The sequence below is a fragment of the Endozoicomonas atrinae genome (assembly GCF_001647025.1).
GTDB classification, from domain to species: domain Bacteria; phylum Pseudomonadota; class Gammaproteobacteria; order Pseudomonadales; family Endozoicomonadaceae; genus Endozoicomonas; species Endozoicomonas atrinae.
In genome coordinates this window covers 1-15,475 of record NZ_LUKQ02000059.1, presented here as the reverse complement: position 1 = coordinate 15,475, position 15,475 = coordinate 1, and the positions used below count along the sequence as shown (strand labels likewise).

Sequence of the window (15,475 nt, the reverse complement as noted above, 5' to 3'; positions counted from 1 at the left end):
TGTGAGAATCGTTTATATCTGGCCAGACCATGACAGTCTGGCCAGGTGAGTTAATAGCTGATGGCAGCATGATTGGATGCGGTATCAAGGCATCTCAAGGCAACCACATCATGAAGTTTTTCAACCTGAGTAGTGAGAAGGTGTGCTGGCCTGAGGCTGGAGACACTCATGGATAGCTCAATTTTCTCACCGCAGTTTGAGGGAGCCATGCTCATGCTATTGAGAGTAAACCCCCTGTGCCTGATGACTCTGAGTATCCGCTCTACAACGTCTGGCTGTTTATGGCATTGCATATGTAACTGGAAACTCATGAGCGTTTCTCCAACATTTCATGGTTAGAGGCTCCCGGTGGAACCAGGGGCCATACGTTTTCCATGGCATCAATGCGAATGTGGAGCAGCCATGGGCCATTCACACTCAACATCTCATCCAGGGCTGAAGTCACTTCATCGCGATGGGTTATGGTTCTGCCACCGATGCCAAAGGCATTGGCCAGCGTAATAAAGTCAGGATTGTCAGAAAGATCAGTTTCGCTGTAACGGCCTTCATAAAATAGCTCCTGCCACTGGCGTACCATGCCCAGCTTCTGGTTATCCAGCAGAATGATTTTGATTGGCAACTGTCTTCTTCTTATGGTGTTCAGCTCTTGAACATTCATCATGAATGAACCATCACCAGATACCAGAGTAACGGTGTCGCCTGGTCGTGCTATAGCAGCACCGATAGCGGCAGGTAGGCCAAAGCCCATGGTACCGAGGCCTCCGCTGGTCAAATGGTTACGGGTGTGGTGAAAGGCCATATGCTGGGCAACCCACATTTGATGTTGCCCTACATCGCAGCTGATAATGGCATTATCAGGCAATTTCCGAGATAACTGGTTGAGCAGATGCGGTGCATAAATATCTTCACCGGGTTTGTCGTACTGCCATTGATGTTCGGCTTTGAGTCGCTGACAGTGGCAAAGCCACTCATTGACGGGTAAAGCAGACGACAGTTCTTTCATTACCCACTGCATGGGCTGATGAAAGACGACATTCGCAGCTCTGCGTTTGTGGACTTCTGCAGGGTCAATGTCAATGTGAATAACCTTGGCATCAGGGGCAAATGTGTCCAGTTTTCCTGTAACCCGGTCATCGAAACGAGCACCCACCACAATTAATAAATCACAACCTTGTACAGCTGTGTTAGCGGCACGGTTTCCATGCATCCCCAGCATTCCTAGATAACCCTCGTTATCGGGGTTTACGGTACCAAGCCCTTTTAACGTGCAGACACTGGGTAGACCGGTTACTTGCAGAAAATGACGTAATTCATCCGTGGCATGAGCCATATTTACACCACCACCGATATAGGCGATGGGGCGAGATGCAGACAGCATGAGTTCCTGGGCTTTATGAAGGTTTTCATAGGCTGCCTTATCAGGGGTGAAACCGTTCGTAACCAGGTCGAGAGGTGGATGCCAGCTGGCGGGAGCCTGTTGTATATCTTTGGGTATATCCACAAGGACAGGGCCGGGTCGCCCGGAGTTAGCCAGAGTAAATGCCTGATGAAGGGTCTGGCAAAGCATGTCTGGTTCTGTCACCAGAAAACTGTGCTTGGTACAGGCCATGGAAAGCCCCAGGATATCTATCTCCTGAAAGGCATCGGTACCAATGGCATTGGTAGGTACCTGACCGGTAATGGCAACAATGGGAACGGAGTCCATCATCGCATCCGCCAGTGCGGTAATCAGGTTTGTTGCGCCAGGGCCTGAGGTTGCAATGCAGACACCGGTTCGATGGCTTGAGCGAGCATAACCAATCGCGGAGAAACCGGCCCCCTGCTCATGGCGGCAGAGAAGGTGCTCAATAGGGGAGTCAAGAAGAGCGTCATACACCGGCATAATGGTGCCACCAGGATAACCAAAAACGGTATCAACACCGTGGTGTACCAGGGTTTGTACAATTGCTTCAGCGCCATTCATATCGATTATCCCCCGGCTGCCAGATTCTGAGGGTAATCGCTTCAGATAGAATGACAGGCAGGGTAATGACAGATAAGACGACCAGGTTGAGCATGACTTTTCTCCTTCTCCAGATATAAAAAAACCCCCGGACCTTTCGGTGCGGGGGTTTTGTAGATGCTGTTTCTTCAGCCCACAAAGCCACCCGCGGTGATAATAATCACCACGTTTAGAATGACTAGCTGGCTCAGGGCTGAAGGCATGATTTGTTTACCAGAATTCGTTTGTCAGATTTAAATATTTAACGTATTGGTTTTATAGCACAGCATTATTTGCAGTGCCAGAATCTTAGTTTCCGTGTCATTTAAAATGGCTGATTCACGAAGACTCGGAAAAAAGTCTCTTCATCACCGCTGGCTATTTCGGTTCTAACGGTAACCCCCTCAACCCGGAACCGGATACCGCCACCGAAGCTGGTTTTCATATCCTGATGCAACTCTTGTGCGTCGAAGTCGTCAGCAACTCGCCCTGCATCCATAAACAGAGTCCATTGCCACCAGGGTATATCGTAGAGTGGACCGATAACTGGCATGTCTTCCAGGGGCTGCCACTTTGGCATCATACGATATTCGATACTGTAGGAAACGGCTGAACGGCCATAAAAGCGGTCTGAGCCATACCCGCGTAGTTTATCCCAGCCACCCAGATTAATGCCTGCAAAGGAAGGCGGCCGTCGGAAGACGTCTTCTCCATTAATGGTTACCGTATCGTTCCATGTGGGAGTATCAGCTACCCAGGCATTTAGGGCCAGTACCTGCTGATCCATCAGGTCGTTGCTGCCCAGACTGAAGAATTTACTGAACTCAAACTCAACCGTAGACCAGTCTGGTCGGTCTTCACTACCCCAGTCGTAGGTATAGGTGAATGATGTCCGACTGCCACGGGTGGGCAAATGGCTTGAGTTACGGTTGTCATACTCCAGAGTCAGGCGAATGCCCGCAGACTCATCGGCTTCATGTTCCGGCTGGAACTCATCAAGTCGTTGACTCTTGTAATAGGGCTGCAACTCCAGAGAGGTGATTCCGGTCGTTAATGGATTCCAGTAGGTTCTGCTGCTTTCATAGCCTCTGGATTTTTTCGCCATGGCCGCAAGTGCACCATCCTTACCATCGCCAATTGGGAGGATGTACTGGAAATGAGCCTGATAGTGTTGCTCACGTCCTCCGGTACGGACTGAGTTATCGAGACTGGAATCATTACTCCCTGGTTTCTCATTCGGGTAGTCCGGGTTACCAGGCAGGAAATAATTGGTTTTAGCCAGACTGGATTCCAGAACACTGAAATCCATCTGCCAATGGTCAAGGCCCGGAACCATCACATTATAGAGACCCAGATAGCCCATTTTTGTGCCATTGCTTGACCCTATCACGGTTCCAAACAGTGTCATCTGAGGCTGTATCAGACCTTTTACAACACCCGCTCCACCAAAAGCCATTCCCCAGTCTTCGGAACTGAAAAGAAACGGTGCTCCAATGGCTTCCTTGTATAGAGGCTCAGATTTTGCTGAATCGTCGGCCGAAACAGCACAGTTGTTCAGTAAAGTGAGAAGCCCCAGGGTGAGTGTTCTTTTCGTTCCAATCATTCCGCAAAAAATTCCTGATATCCCTGAATGGGTATTCCTGATAATTGTTTGAATAACCAAGTTTATTTGTTGGTATGTCTTAGGCTCTGTTGACATAAGGTTGCAGGCTCAGTGGCTTGTATAGCCGTTTTCCACAAGGCGGACTGGTTGCAGGTGTAGTGGTGCTACATCAAAGCAGTCCAACGCAGCTGGAAGGCGGCTATACGAGCCACCCTCCGGGCTCAAACCAGAGCTCCCGTGACGTCGTTGCAAGAACTTGAAATACATTTGTATTCCTTCGTCCTTGCGCCTGGTCACGAATACTCTTGTTTGAGCTGAGTCAGCAACCTTATGTCAACAGAGCCTAAAGCTGTCATCCGCTAATGAGTGCTAAGAGTGATGGCTGATGTAATGGCTGTATTATCAATACTTGGAAGGATTTCTAAATACGGTATTGCCTCAGTTTACCCGGCCTTTAAAATGACCAGCTGATTTCAGGGGCATGATCATCATGAAGGTCACTATGAAAGGCCAGGCCGACACTAAACCCGCTCTTTTGGATCTTGAGAGTATCCGGCAGCAGTTCCCATTGCTTTCACGGGCAGTGCATGGCCATCCGCTGGTCTATCTGGACAATGCGGCAACGACACAGAAGCCGGTGTCAGTTATTGAGTCAGTAGACCGGTATTATCGAGAGCAGAATGCCAACGTGCATCGAGCAGCGCACTTCCTGAGCGCCTGTACGACCCATGTGTTTGAAGCAGCCAGAGAAACCACCCGCCATTTCATTAATGCCCGTTTTGCTGAAGAGATTATCTGGACCCGGGGGGCGACTGAGGCCATCAACCTGGTGGCCAACAGTTGGGGACGCAGCTTAAAGGCTGGCGATGAGATTATTTTGAGTCGCCTTGAGCATCATGCCAATATCGTTCCCTGGCAACTGCTGGCTGAAGTAACGGGGGCAACCATCAGGGTGGTCGAGCTGGATGATGCTGGCAATCTGGATACTCAACAGTTTCAGCAGTTGTTGTCGGATAAAACCAGGCTGGTGGCAATTGCTCATACATCGAATGCCATCGGTACCATTACGCCGGTTAAAGAGCTCATTGAGCTTGCCCATCATGCTGGAGCTCTGGTTCTGGTGGACGGCTCTCAGGCTGTAGCCCATCAGAAAGTCGATGTTCAGGCTTTGGGGGCGGACTTTTATGTTTTCTCCGGCCATAAGGTCTATGGCCCTACGGGAATAGGTGTTCTGTATGGGCGAAGGGAGCTATTAGAAAATATGCCTCCCTGGCAGGGTGGTGGTGAGATGATTGAGCGTGTCAGCTTTTCAGGTACTCGCTTTAATAGCCTGCCTTTCAAATTTGAGGCAGGAACGCCCAATATTGCTGGTGCTATTGGTTTAGGCAAAGCGCTGGAGTTTTTGGCAGGTATTGATTTTGCAGCCGTAAATGCTCATGAAAGTCAGCTACGTAAGCTGGTGGAAGAGGAGTTAATCCAGATAAACGGCATTTGTCTGATTGGTCTGGCAGAGCAGAAAGCCCCCGTCGTGTCGTTTATATCCAGTGAGCATCATAATCAGGATATCGGTCTGATACTTGATCAGCAGGGAATAGCCGTGAGAACCGGGCATCATTGTGCCATGCCCCTGATGGAGAGTCTGAACCTCAATGGGACGGTAAGAGCCTCTTTTGCCCTCTATAATACCATAGATGAGGCGAGAGTTTTTGTTGATGCCATGGAAAAGCTCCACCATTCGCCACTGTATAATGCTCACCCTGAAGCGAACAGTGATAAGGGTGATGAATCGGGCAGTACCCGGACCGTGATCACTGAAGCAACTGAGCTGCCAGAGATCTTTCGTCATCAGGCTCCGGATCTTGTCACGATAGCAGAGCGTTTGAATGGGCTTTCAGGCTGGCAGGAACGCTATCGTCAGATCATGCTGCTGGGCAAAGAGCTATCAGTGCTGTCGGGTGAATGGAAAAGCGATGACGCTCGACTTCATGGTTGCGAAAGCAGTGTCTGGCTGCATTACCACTACGATGATGAAACCATGCGCCTTTACTTTATCGCTGACTCCGATGCGAGAGTGATCCGAGGTCTGATCGCTATTGTTCTGGCCGTATTCTCAGGCAAAACACCGGAAGAAATTGAAGGGGAGGATATAGAAGACTGGTTTCGTGAGTTGGACCTGTTTAATCATTTGAGCCCATCCAGAGGAAATGGACTCAAAGCGATTGTCAGAGAAATTCAGGCGATTGCTCATCGTTATCGGTAGATCAAGCCTTGCTGAATTTTTCATGACAATTGTTCGTCACCTTCCAAGCTTAGAGTTACTGAGGCATAGAGGAATCGTTTTTTCTTTGCTCTGTGTCTCAGTGGAGAAAAACTACTTGGGCTTTTAAAACTAGACCACTTTAGATTCTGCAATATAGATAATGCATACAGATAATGTAATAAAAATAATTAGGTACGCGCAGAACACTTTAAAAAAAACAAGTCTATCTTTTTTTCCTCTTTCACTTAAAAGAGAAGTGTTAACCAAAAACATCGGGAAAAAAATGATAACAACCCGCTCTTGCCTTTGGAGTCTTCATAGAGTCTTTTCCATAAATAAACCAACCACAAAAACAAAATAAAACAAAGTAACCAGGCTATTCTTAAAAAAAATTCCAATTTCTAATCCCCCAGCAGCTTAAGACTAAAGCATCTCATTGAATGAAAAACGTGATGTAAATTCAGCTTGATGATCTGGACTCATTCCCACGCAGAGCACGGGAACGAGGAAGGCCTTTTTTTGAATGGTTATTAATCAGTCTTGGTCAACTTCTCAACAATTCGAGCAGCGGCAACAAAACCGAAGGTGGCGGTCACTGTGGTGGCCGCGCCAAAACCACTGGAGCAATCCATTTTCATTGAGCCTTCACCAGATGGTTTGGTCTGGCAGATAGTGCCATCAGCCTGTGGATAAACGGCCTGCTCTGTCGAAAACACACAGTCCACACCAAACTTTCGCTTGGTATTTTTGCTGAACCCATGACGGTCACGAAGCTGGTTGCGCACTTTTCTAGCCAGAGGGTCGTGCCAGGTTTTGGTCAGATCGGTGATCTGAATCTGCGTCGGATCCATCTGTCCGCCAGCACCGCCGGTGGTGATGATTTTGATTTTGCTGCGTTTACAGTGAGCGATCAGCGCCGCCTTAACTCGAAAGCTGTCGATGGCATCCAGCACATAATCAAACTCGCTGGTTATCAGTTCCTGAAGGTTATCTTCCGCAATAAAGTCTTCAATGGTCTGACATTCACACTCGGGGTTTATCTGAGCGATACGTTCGGCAATCACTTCAACTTTCGAGCGGCCAATAGTGTCCGTCAGAGCATGCAATTGACGATTGGTATTGGTGATACAAATGTCATCCAGGTCAATCAGTGTGATTTTACCCACCGCCGTTCTGGCCAGAGCTTCTGCTGCCCAGGAGCCAACACCACCGATACCTATGACGCAGACATGGGACTGTCGAAGTTTTTCAACGGCACTGGTGCCATATAAGCGGCGAATACCGCCGAATCGATCATTGAAGCTGTCACTGGGAGAGGAGGCTGCTGGCATGAAACGTATCTCATGAAAAATGGCGGCGATTATAATACTAGCTAACCACTCTTGGTAAATATCTGCGAACTTACCAGTTACTTTATTGGCTTTTCATGGTTCTCAGAAAGACCAGGAGCGACTTTCGCGTAAGGGATGTTCAGGTACATGCAATTGGAGTCGTGATGATGCGTTTCTACACGGTATTGTTGTGTTGTGGGGCAACTGATAAAGGCGCTTTCCTCAGCAAATAGCAACCAGCCAGACCACAGATTGAGCAGAAAACCAGATAAAGCGCAGGTGCAGAGTGGTTGCCAGTCATTTGAATCAATGCCATGGCTATAACCGGTGTTAAACCTCCAAAAGTGGCAAGACAGATGTTATAGGAAAGTGCGACACCGGAATAACGGATAGACACGGGGAATGTGGTGCTCAGGAGCAGTGGCCCGATCACAGCGACAGAGCCATAAGCGAGACCGCTTATCAGGATAGCGGTGAAAAGTGGTAACTGATTTACATAAATATGGAAGATGGCCAGTGATAGTGGAATAACCAACAGACAGAAGCATCTCATTAGTTTGATTGCATGATGTGTATGCAGATTTCTGTCTGCAAGCCCGCCTGTAAAAATGCACGTTGCAATCGACATCAATGTACCAGCAATACTGGCAGCAGTTACCGTACTGCTTTTATAGTGCAGAAGCTGGGTAAGATAGCTTTGGATAAACAGGAAGAGTAAAGACATGCAGCCAGTGGCGGGAATGATTAGTAATACTCCAGTAATAATTGATCTTTTGTGATGCTTCAGCAATTCCAGAGCAGGCACCTGTTGTTGCTGCTTTTCTCTGTTAAGCTTTAGAAAGAGAGCCGACTCATTAATGTGCTTTCTTATAAAATAACTGAAAATCCCTAGACCACCGCCAAGCCAGAAAGGGATTCTCCAGCCCCAGACTTTCATGGCATCACTCCCAAGAAGCTGGAGAAGTAAGCTATGGACGAAGCTCCCAAAGATAAAGCCACTTAACAAGCCGGAAATCAGCAGACCGAGAATCAGTCCCTGATATTTCTGGCTGCTCTCACTCAGAAAAGTAATGGCACCAGGGATTTCACCGCCAATAGAAAAACCCTGGGCCATTCTGAGGAGTGTCATCATAACAGGTGCCCAGATACCAATTTGTGCGTAGGTTGGCAGGCAACCCATTAGCGCTGTTGATACAGCCATAATCAGAACACTGACAGAGAACGTCTTTTTCCGGCCATACCGGTCACCAAAATGGCCAAAGACAAGTCCTCCCAAAGGGCGGGAGAAGTAACCAACCGAAAAAGTGGCAAACGTGGTTAATAAAGAGGTCAGTGGGTCGGTTCCCGGAAAGAACTGTTCGGCAAGGTATCCAGCCATCAGGGCAAAGACACTGAAATCATAGTATTCCAGCAAACCGCCAAGTGCTGTTATCCAGATAAGCTTCGAATTACTTTTATTAACCACGGCTCTGATCTGTAAGTTTGGAAACAGGCTAGTCCAGATGAAAAGACTCTTTACTCGTCTGTTCAGATTTTGCACTCTGCCTGCATGATTGTGACTTCAACAGATAGCAGGCGGTCAGACCACAGAAACCGCTAAAGGCGAGATAGTAGGAAGGGGAAATAAGGCTGTCGGTGGTTTTGATCAGGGTCATGGCGATAACCGGAGCCAGCCCACCGAAACTGGCCAATGCAATATTAAACGAAAGGGCAACACCAGAGTATCGAACGGATACAGGGAATGCGGTGCTGAGCAGCAAAACAGTCATAGTCATCACTGGACCAAAAAGCAGGCTGCTGAAAAGTGCAACGGTGTATGCTGATAACTGATAATCAGCATAGGCTTTGAAAATAGGTATAGCGCTAAGGATAATTAGCAGGCATACAGCTCTCAATAACCATACACGGTTTTCCTGCTTATGATATTGGTCAGCAATCCAACCGAAAAGTATGGCAAGACAGATGGACGCAATAATGCCTATGCATCCGGCGGTTGTTACTGTCTTTGCATCATAGTGGATAAGTTGAGTGAGATAACTCTGTGAAAACAGGAATAATAACGTCATGGTAACGATAGCTGGAGTTATAAGGAAAATACCGGCCAGAAGTGTTCTCTTATGGGATTTTATCAATGTTACGACAGGGATTTGCTGCCGCAGCTTTTTATTGTCCATCTCCAGAAAGAGTTTGGATTCATGAATGTGTTTCCTGATGAAGTAGCTGAAAATACCCAGAGATCCACCCAGCCAGAAAGGCAGCCTCCATCCCCAGTTCTGCATGCTTTGCTCATCCAGCCAGTAAGCCAGTAGGCTGTGAACAAGGTGTCCAAGTAACAAGCCACTGAGTATGCCAAATAACAACAGGCTGATTATCAGTCCCAGATGTTTCTGGTTGCTCTCACTTAACAAGGTAATAGCGCCTGGAATTTCCCCTCCAATCGAGAAACCCTGTAATAATCGAAGAAATATCAAAAGTATCGGAGCCCAGATGCCAATCTCTGCATGTGAAGGAAGGCAGCCTATCAGCGTGGTAGACAGTGCCATAATCAGAACCGTTACCGCAAAAGTACACTTCCGTCCGTAGCGGTCTCCCAGATGACCAAACAGTAGCCCGCCTAACGGTCGGGACAGGTATCCCACTGAAAAGGTGGCAAATGTTGTCAGTAGTGAGGTATGTGGATCTGTGCTTGGGAAAAAATTATTTGCCAGATATCCAGCCATCAGGGCAAAAATAATGAAATCATAATATTCCAGTAGCCCGCCAAGAGCGGTAATGCCCACAAGCCTGACTTCACTTTTATTCAGCACGTTCTTACCTGATGAATTAGGAAAAGAGAGAGTCTAGATGAGTTTGGAAAAACTGCGTAAGAGATTGGTTTTTTGTGCCTCTGTATTGAAATTCATGCATGTGGACTAAGAACTCCACCGTCGAATAGCCTCAGAATGAGTTCACCAACCTTTGATCCAATAAAAATAGTAACGGAAGGAAAACTCATGGCCTGGTATACCGGAGATGTGTTTTACGATACGGCATTGCTGGCAGGCTTTGCTTATGTACTGATGATTGTCCTTGCCTCAAAGTTCGGGCAGGCAGCCTACGGTCGTTTTGGTGGGCGGGCACCAGGTGTGAAGTTTGAGCCACGCCTTGGCTGGATTCTGATGGAGCTTCCTGCCCCGCTGGTATTTTTTATTGTGTTCTTTCAGGGGCAGAACAGTGATCAATTGGTCCCTATGATTTTCCTTGGCATCTGGATTATCCATTACAGTAACCGGGGCTTTATTAATCCACTGTTGATGCGTGTGCATAAAGGCAGTAAAGCATCATTCAATATATCCGTGGTGATTTTTGGCTGGATTGCTACCGCAGCTCACGGCTTCTTCAGCGCTGACTTTATTGCTAACCATGCAAAACATCTCACACCAGAGTGGCTGACAGATCCGAGGTTTATCGTTGGTATTATTATTTATGCCATTGGCTTTATGTTAAACGTGCACTCGGATGCTGTAGTTCGTAACTTGCGGTCCAAGATACCTAACCCTGATGAACCACGCTATAAAGTTCCCTATGGTGGTGGCTACCGTTTTGTTTCAAGCCCAAGTTATTTGGGAGAGATGCTATCATGGCTCGGTTTTGCCATCTTTACCTGGTCATTGGCGGGTGTGTTTATTCTTCTGGTAACCATGGCCAACCTGGTTCCCCGTGCACTGGCTACCCATCGCTGGTACAAAAAGCAGTTTGAAGATTATCCTCAGAATCGTAAGGCGCTTGTCCCTTATCTGATTTAGTCTGTTAATAAAAAAGCCAGACAGCTGTCTGGCTTTTTTATGTGGTAAGTTCAGCTTATTCGCTTAGCTATGGTTTTCTTTGGTTAGCTCGGCTATTTCTTTCAGGCGCTCCAGTACTTTCTGGTTGATGGAGCCTTTTGGATAACTGCCTTTGCTGTTCATGACACCCGGACGATGGCCTGTCAGTAGTTCAAGCGCCTCTTCAACATGAGAAACGGCATAAACATTAAACTTCTTGGCTTTTACCGCATCGACTACCTTGCTGTGCAGCATCAGGTTGCGAACGTTTGCCTGTGGGATAATCACACCCTGCTCACCGGTCAGGCCTCTGGCATTGCAGAGATCGAAGAAGCCTTCAATTTTCTCGTTAACACCACCAATAGCCTGAACTTCTCCGTGCTGGTTCATGGAACCAGTTACTGCATAGCATTGCTTGATCGGGGTATTGGTCAGAGCTGAGAGTAGGCAGCAGAGCTCTGCCATGGAGGCACTGTCACCATCGATATAGCCGTAGGACTGCTCCATCGCCAGACTGGCAGAAATCGCCAGTGGGAACTTCTGAGCATAGCGGCTGCCAAGATAACCGGTCAGGATCATGACCCCCTTGGAATGAATTGCCTGACCCAGGGCTACCTCACGCTCAATATCCACAATACCCTGACTACCGGGATACACTGCTGCGGTAATTCGGGCGGGAGAACCAAAGCAGGCATCTCCAACAGAGAGCACCGTTAAACCATTGATCTTGCCAATCTGTTCACCGTCAGTATCAATAAGGATACTGCCTTCCAGCATATCATCCAGAATCTGCTGACTGACCCGGCCTGTTCGCTCAGCCTTGGCATCCAGCGCCCGGTCAATATGATCGTGGTTGATTTTACGGCCATTACTGGTTCGTCGAATAAAGTCAGCCTCGGCCAGCAAATCGAAGAGCTCACCGATTTTTGCCGACAGCTGAGTCTGGTTTTCGGTCATTCGGGAGCTTTGTTCCACCATACGGGCAACTGCCGATGCTGAAAGTGGCGGGTAGTTTTCATCATCCGCACGATTTTTCAACAGCTGGGCGAAAGCCTGGACGGTTTCAGTGGAGCGTGGCAGCTGGTCATCAAAATCCACCAGTACTCGGAACATCTCGTGGAAGTCTGGATCAAGCTGCTGAAGGATGTAATAAATATCCCGCGATCCAACCAGAATCACCTTTACATTCAGTGGAATGATTTCCGGAGTAAGGGTAATGGTGTTCATCAAGCCCATCTCAGAGTATGGGGATTCAATTTTCAACTGCCGCTCTTTCAGAGCTCGTTTCAATGCTTCCCACACAAATGGCTCTTCCAGAAGCTTGTTGGCTTCCAGCAGAAGATAACCACCATTGGCCTGGTGCAGAGAGCCAGGGCAGATCTGACGGAAGTTGGTCACCAGGGCTCCCATTTCACTGGCGTATTCTATGCGACCAAAGAGGTTTTTGTAGTTGGGGTGAGACTCATAGATAACCGGTGCAGCCGCATCATTCTTATGGCCAACCACAAGATTGGGAGAGTAAAGTTCTTCAAGTGCAGAGCGTTTGCTGGCATCTTCTTTGGACTCCATTGCCCGCTCATCGGCCAGGTATTCAATCACCGTCCGGTGCAGGTGCTGTTTGACGGCTTCCAGATAATCCAGAATATTCTGCTCTTTGCTGTATTTTTTCAGCATAGGCTTCAGCAGCGGAGCCAGAGCCTGGTCAATGGTGTCCTGATTCAGGTCCTGCAGCTTTTCGTTGGATTCCCGCTTCCACTGTGGCAGTTCAACCAGTGACTCGTTCAGCCGTGTTTCCAGTTCACTGATATCGTTATTGAACTTTTCCCGCTTTTTATCCGGCAATTGAGCGAATTCGGTTTCATCCATCGCCTTGCCGCCAGACATGGGAGTGAAGCTTAATGCACCAGTATCCCGGTATAAGGCGATATCTCTTTTCAGGGCTTCCTGTTCAATCTGATCAATGGCCTGGTCATAGCGCTTGTTAAAGCTGCGCTCAATGGCACTCTTCTTTTGTTGGTAAGTGGGGTTTTCAAATGCAGCCGGAAAGGTCATCAGGAGCTTATCGATAAAACTCTCGAAGTCTTTCTGCAAATCACTACCCAGACCGGCGGGCAGCTTCAGGGCTTTTGGCTCACGTGGGTTATCAAAGTTATTGACATAGGCCCAGTCATCAGAGGAGCTCTGTCTTTTGGCTTCTGTCTCCAGGTATTTTCGGAGATAGGACATCCGGCCTGTGCCAGACTCGCCCATGACATAAATGTTATAACCTGAGCGGTGCATGGCGACACCAAACTGAATCGCACTGGTGGCACGCTCCTGACCCAGGATACCGACGTAATTTTCCAGTTCTTCTGTGGACTTGAAACCCAAATCCTTCACTGGTTGCTTAGCGATGAGCTGATTCGCTGTTAGTTTGAGTTTTTTCACAAGTCTTGCCATTTCCCGCAAAATGCTTACACCATGAGAGTTCAGTGAAGCAATGGTGGTCGAAGATCTTCTTTTACAGATTCTATAGTACTCTCATTAAAAAGGTTTGTCGGCCTTGAGACCAGTGTGTTGATCTGAGAATTGATAAATTGCATAGTGATTTTAGTGTTATCAGTGGCTACAGAGTTTTTTATGAACTTCTGGAAAAAATGGCTGTCTACAGCTCTTATAATTTTTGGAGCTAATCAAGGATTTGCTTCAATTGATGATGACCTTGATCGACTCATTTCCACATTGCCGCCTGGGCATATTCATTCCATTAAAGTCATTGAGGCTGAAACTGGAAAGGTGCTGTTTGACCGGAACAGTCGTTTCAATCTGCTACCCGCAAGCACGGTTAAGGCTATTACTGCCATCTCAGCTTATCGGGCGCTTGGGGAAAACTTCAGATACACAACGAACTTGTTGAGTAACAAGCCCTTGCCTGAGGGGACGGTATATTCAGGAGATCTGGTTTTAACCTTTTCAGGTGACCCATCACTCACCAGGGGGGATCTTTCTGAGCTGCTGGGAGAGCTTAATAATAAAGGTGTGAAGGTAATACGTGGCAACATCTGGCTTGATGGCTCTATATATAGTGGTTACCCAAGAGCCGGCGGAGCGAGCTGGGACGACCATAATATCTGCTTTGCTGCACCGGTCAGTGCCATGATACTTGATCGTAACTGCTTTTTTGGCTGGCTGGTGCCCTCTGGAAAAGAGGGGCAGCTGTCAAAGATGGTTTACGATGAACCACAATGGCTGCTTTCTATCGATAACCGAATAGAAATTCGAAAACCCCGGGAGCATGAGCCAAATGGTTGTGTTCAGGAGGTCTGGCCGTCATCGAAACATGAGTACCGCCTGGAAGGGTGCATTGCCCCTGATGCAAAACCAATGCGAATGGCATTTTCAGTGCGTGATCCGGAGCGGGCTGCAGCAAGGTTTGTTGAGTCTTATTTGAAGGCGAACAAAATCAAACTGGATGGCAAGATTCTGATGGAGAAACCGCAGGGTGATTTTACATGGCTTGTGGCCAGCCATCGTTCTGCACCCGTGCCCGACCTTTTGCAGCGAGTGCTGGAGAAGTCTGACAATCTATATGCTGACAGCCTGCTGAAAACTATAGGATCCTCCGTAAATGGTGATAAAGGGTCTTACTCTTCAGGCATAGAAGCAGTTCTGGCCATGTTAAGGGAAGAGGGAGTTGACCTGACCAGAGGCAGGTTGGTAGATGGTTCGGGTTTATCCCGATATAACATGCTCAGTGCAGATGACTTTACTGAAGTATTGCAGACAGGTTGGAAAAGTTGGGGGGAACATGCGCCCTGGCTGGCTTCACGGGATGACGAACGTCGCTGGCTAAAGACTGGTTACATGAGTGGAGTGAATAGTATGGTTGGGTACGCCTTTCCGGAAAATAGTTCACCTTTGATATTTGCTGTATTGCTGAATGGACTGAGACCTGTCCAGCCAGCAACGAATGAAGACACAAGAGCATTTCATCATGAAATCAGGCTGTTTCACCGGGCATTTCTTGAGCGGTTGACGGGTACACAATAAAGATGAAGCCGGTCTTTTGGTGGCCTGTCGTATATTGCTCTAAAAATTAAATGGTTAAGTATTGCCTTCATCCGTTTTCTCTTTATAATACACGGCTCTTCCAAGGACATTCCCAAAAGACTGTCAGTGATCAGCAGAATGAATATTCATCGCTGACCGGGAAGTGCGGTTTGAAGATAGGTTGTTTTGAAATGAATGAAAAACAATCGGTTGACAAATCAAACCGGCGCGGTAAGATGCGCCTCCGCTGACAAGGCCTTGTCTCTTAACGAAGAGTGGCAGCGTCGGCGAGTTGGAAAGCTTCTTTCTTCCACGGAAAAAGATCGCTTGACAACGAAAGCCGCCACGGTAAGATAGGCGGCCTTGCTGATCGGCACCAACTGCTGGTCAGGGTTGAGAATCTCCTGATTTCAACCAAGTTCTTTAACAAGATATCAGACAATTCGTGTGGGCGCTTGTGCGATTGCA

10 protein-coding genes are annotated in these 15,475 nt (G+C 47.8%); 3 read left to right on the top strand and 7 right to left on the bottom strand.

Features of this window, described 5'->3' with window-relative positions; genetic code table 11:
• Window positions 1-50 precede the first annotated feature (50 nt).
• The 3 genes from ilvM to AK963_RS10590 form a co-directional block, all read right to left on the bottom strand.
• A complete protein-coding gene (gene ilvM / locus AK963_RS31340; RefSeq protein ID WP_083232576.1) occupies window positions 51-311 on the bottom strand; it encodes an acetolactate synthase 2 small subunit in 261 nt (86 codons plus the stop codon).
• Window positions 308-1,963, bottom strand: coding sequence for an acetolactate synthase 2 catalytic subunit (gene ilvG / locus AK963_RS10595; protein ID WP_066015420.1), 1,656 nt, complete (start codon window positions 1,961-1,963; stop codon window positions 308-310). The genes ilvM and ilvG overlap by 4 nt, the downstream gene beginning before the upstream one ends.
• Before the next feature lie 343 nt (window positions 1,964-2,306).
• Window positions 2,307-3,584 carry a BamA/TamA family outer membrane protein gene (locus tag AK963_RS10590; RefSeq protein ID WP_066015419.1) on the bottom strand — a complete coding sequence of 426 codons (1,278 nt, stop codon included), beginning with the start codon at window positions 3,582-3,584 and terminating at the stop codon, window positions 2,307-2,309.
• Window positions 3,585-4,074: 490 nt separating this feature from the next.
• Here AK963_RS10590 and AK963_RS10585 point away from each other — a divergent pair, with 490 nt between their 5' ends.
• Window positions 4,075-5,844, top strand: a complete 1,770-nt coding sequence (locus tag AK963_RS10585; protein ID WP_066015433.1) for a SufS family cysteine desulfurase — start codon at window positions 4,075-4,077, stop codon at window positions 5,842-5,844.
• 530 nt (window positions 5,845-6,374) lie between these two features.
• Here AK963_RS10585 and tcdA read toward each other — a convergent pair.
• From tcdA to AK963_RS10570, 3 genes are all read right to left on the bottom strand, one after another.
• Window positions 6,375-7,175 (bottom strand): tRNA cyclic N6-threonylcarbamoyladenosine(37) synthase TcdA, encoded by an 801-nt coding sequence (tcdA, locus tag AK963_RS10580; RefSeq protein ID WP_066015418.1) that lies wholly within the window; start codon window positions 7,173-7,175, stop codon window positions 6,375-6,377.
• A 175-nt stretch (window positions 7,176-7,350) separates the two neighbouring features.
• Entirely contained in the window at window positions 7,351-8,640 is a 1,290-nt protein-coding gene (locus tag AK963_RS10575; RefSeq protein WP_083232575.1) for an MFS transporter, read from the bottom strand.
• A 28-nt stretch (window positions 8,641-8,668) separates the two neighbouring features.
• The gene (locus AK963_RS10570) at window positions 8,669-9,982 is read right to left on the bottom strand and encodes an MFS transporter (RefSeq protein ID WP_066015417.1); all 1,314 of its coding nucleotides are present in this window, start codon (window positions 9,980-9,982) and stop codon (window positions 8,669-8,671) included.
• Window positions 9,983-10,168: 186 nt separating this feature from the next.
• Here AK963_RS10570 and AK963_RS10565 point away from each other — a divergent pair, with 186 nt between their 5' ends.
• Window positions 10,169-10,960, top strand: coding sequence for a methyltransferase (locus tag AK963_RS10565; RefSeq protein ID WP_066015416.1), 792 nt, complete (start codon window positions 10,169-10,171; stop codon window positions 10,958-10,960).
• 63 nt (window positions 10,961-11,023) lie between these two features.
• Here the strand turns inward: AK963_RS10565 and AK963_RS10560 are convergent, their stop codons facing one another.
• Window positions 11,024-13,405, bottom strand: coding sequence for a Lon protease family protein (locus tag AK963_RS10560; RefSeq protein ID WP_338011547.1), 2,382 nt, complete (start codon window positions 13,403-13,405; stop codon window positions 11,024-11,026).
• A 192-nt stretch (window positions 13,406-13,597) separates the two neighbouring features.
• Here AK963_RS10560 and dacB point away from each other — a divergent pair, with 192 nt between their 5' ends.
• On the top strand, window positions 13,598-15,007 hold the full coding sequence (dacB, locus tag AK963_RS10555; RefSeq protein WP_066015414.1) for a D-alanyl-D-alanine carboxypeptidase/D-alanyl-D-alanine endopeptidase: 1,410 nt from the start codon (window positions 13,598-13,600) through the stop codon (window positions 15,005-15,007).
• Window positions 15,008-15,475: the final 468 nt, after the last annotated feature.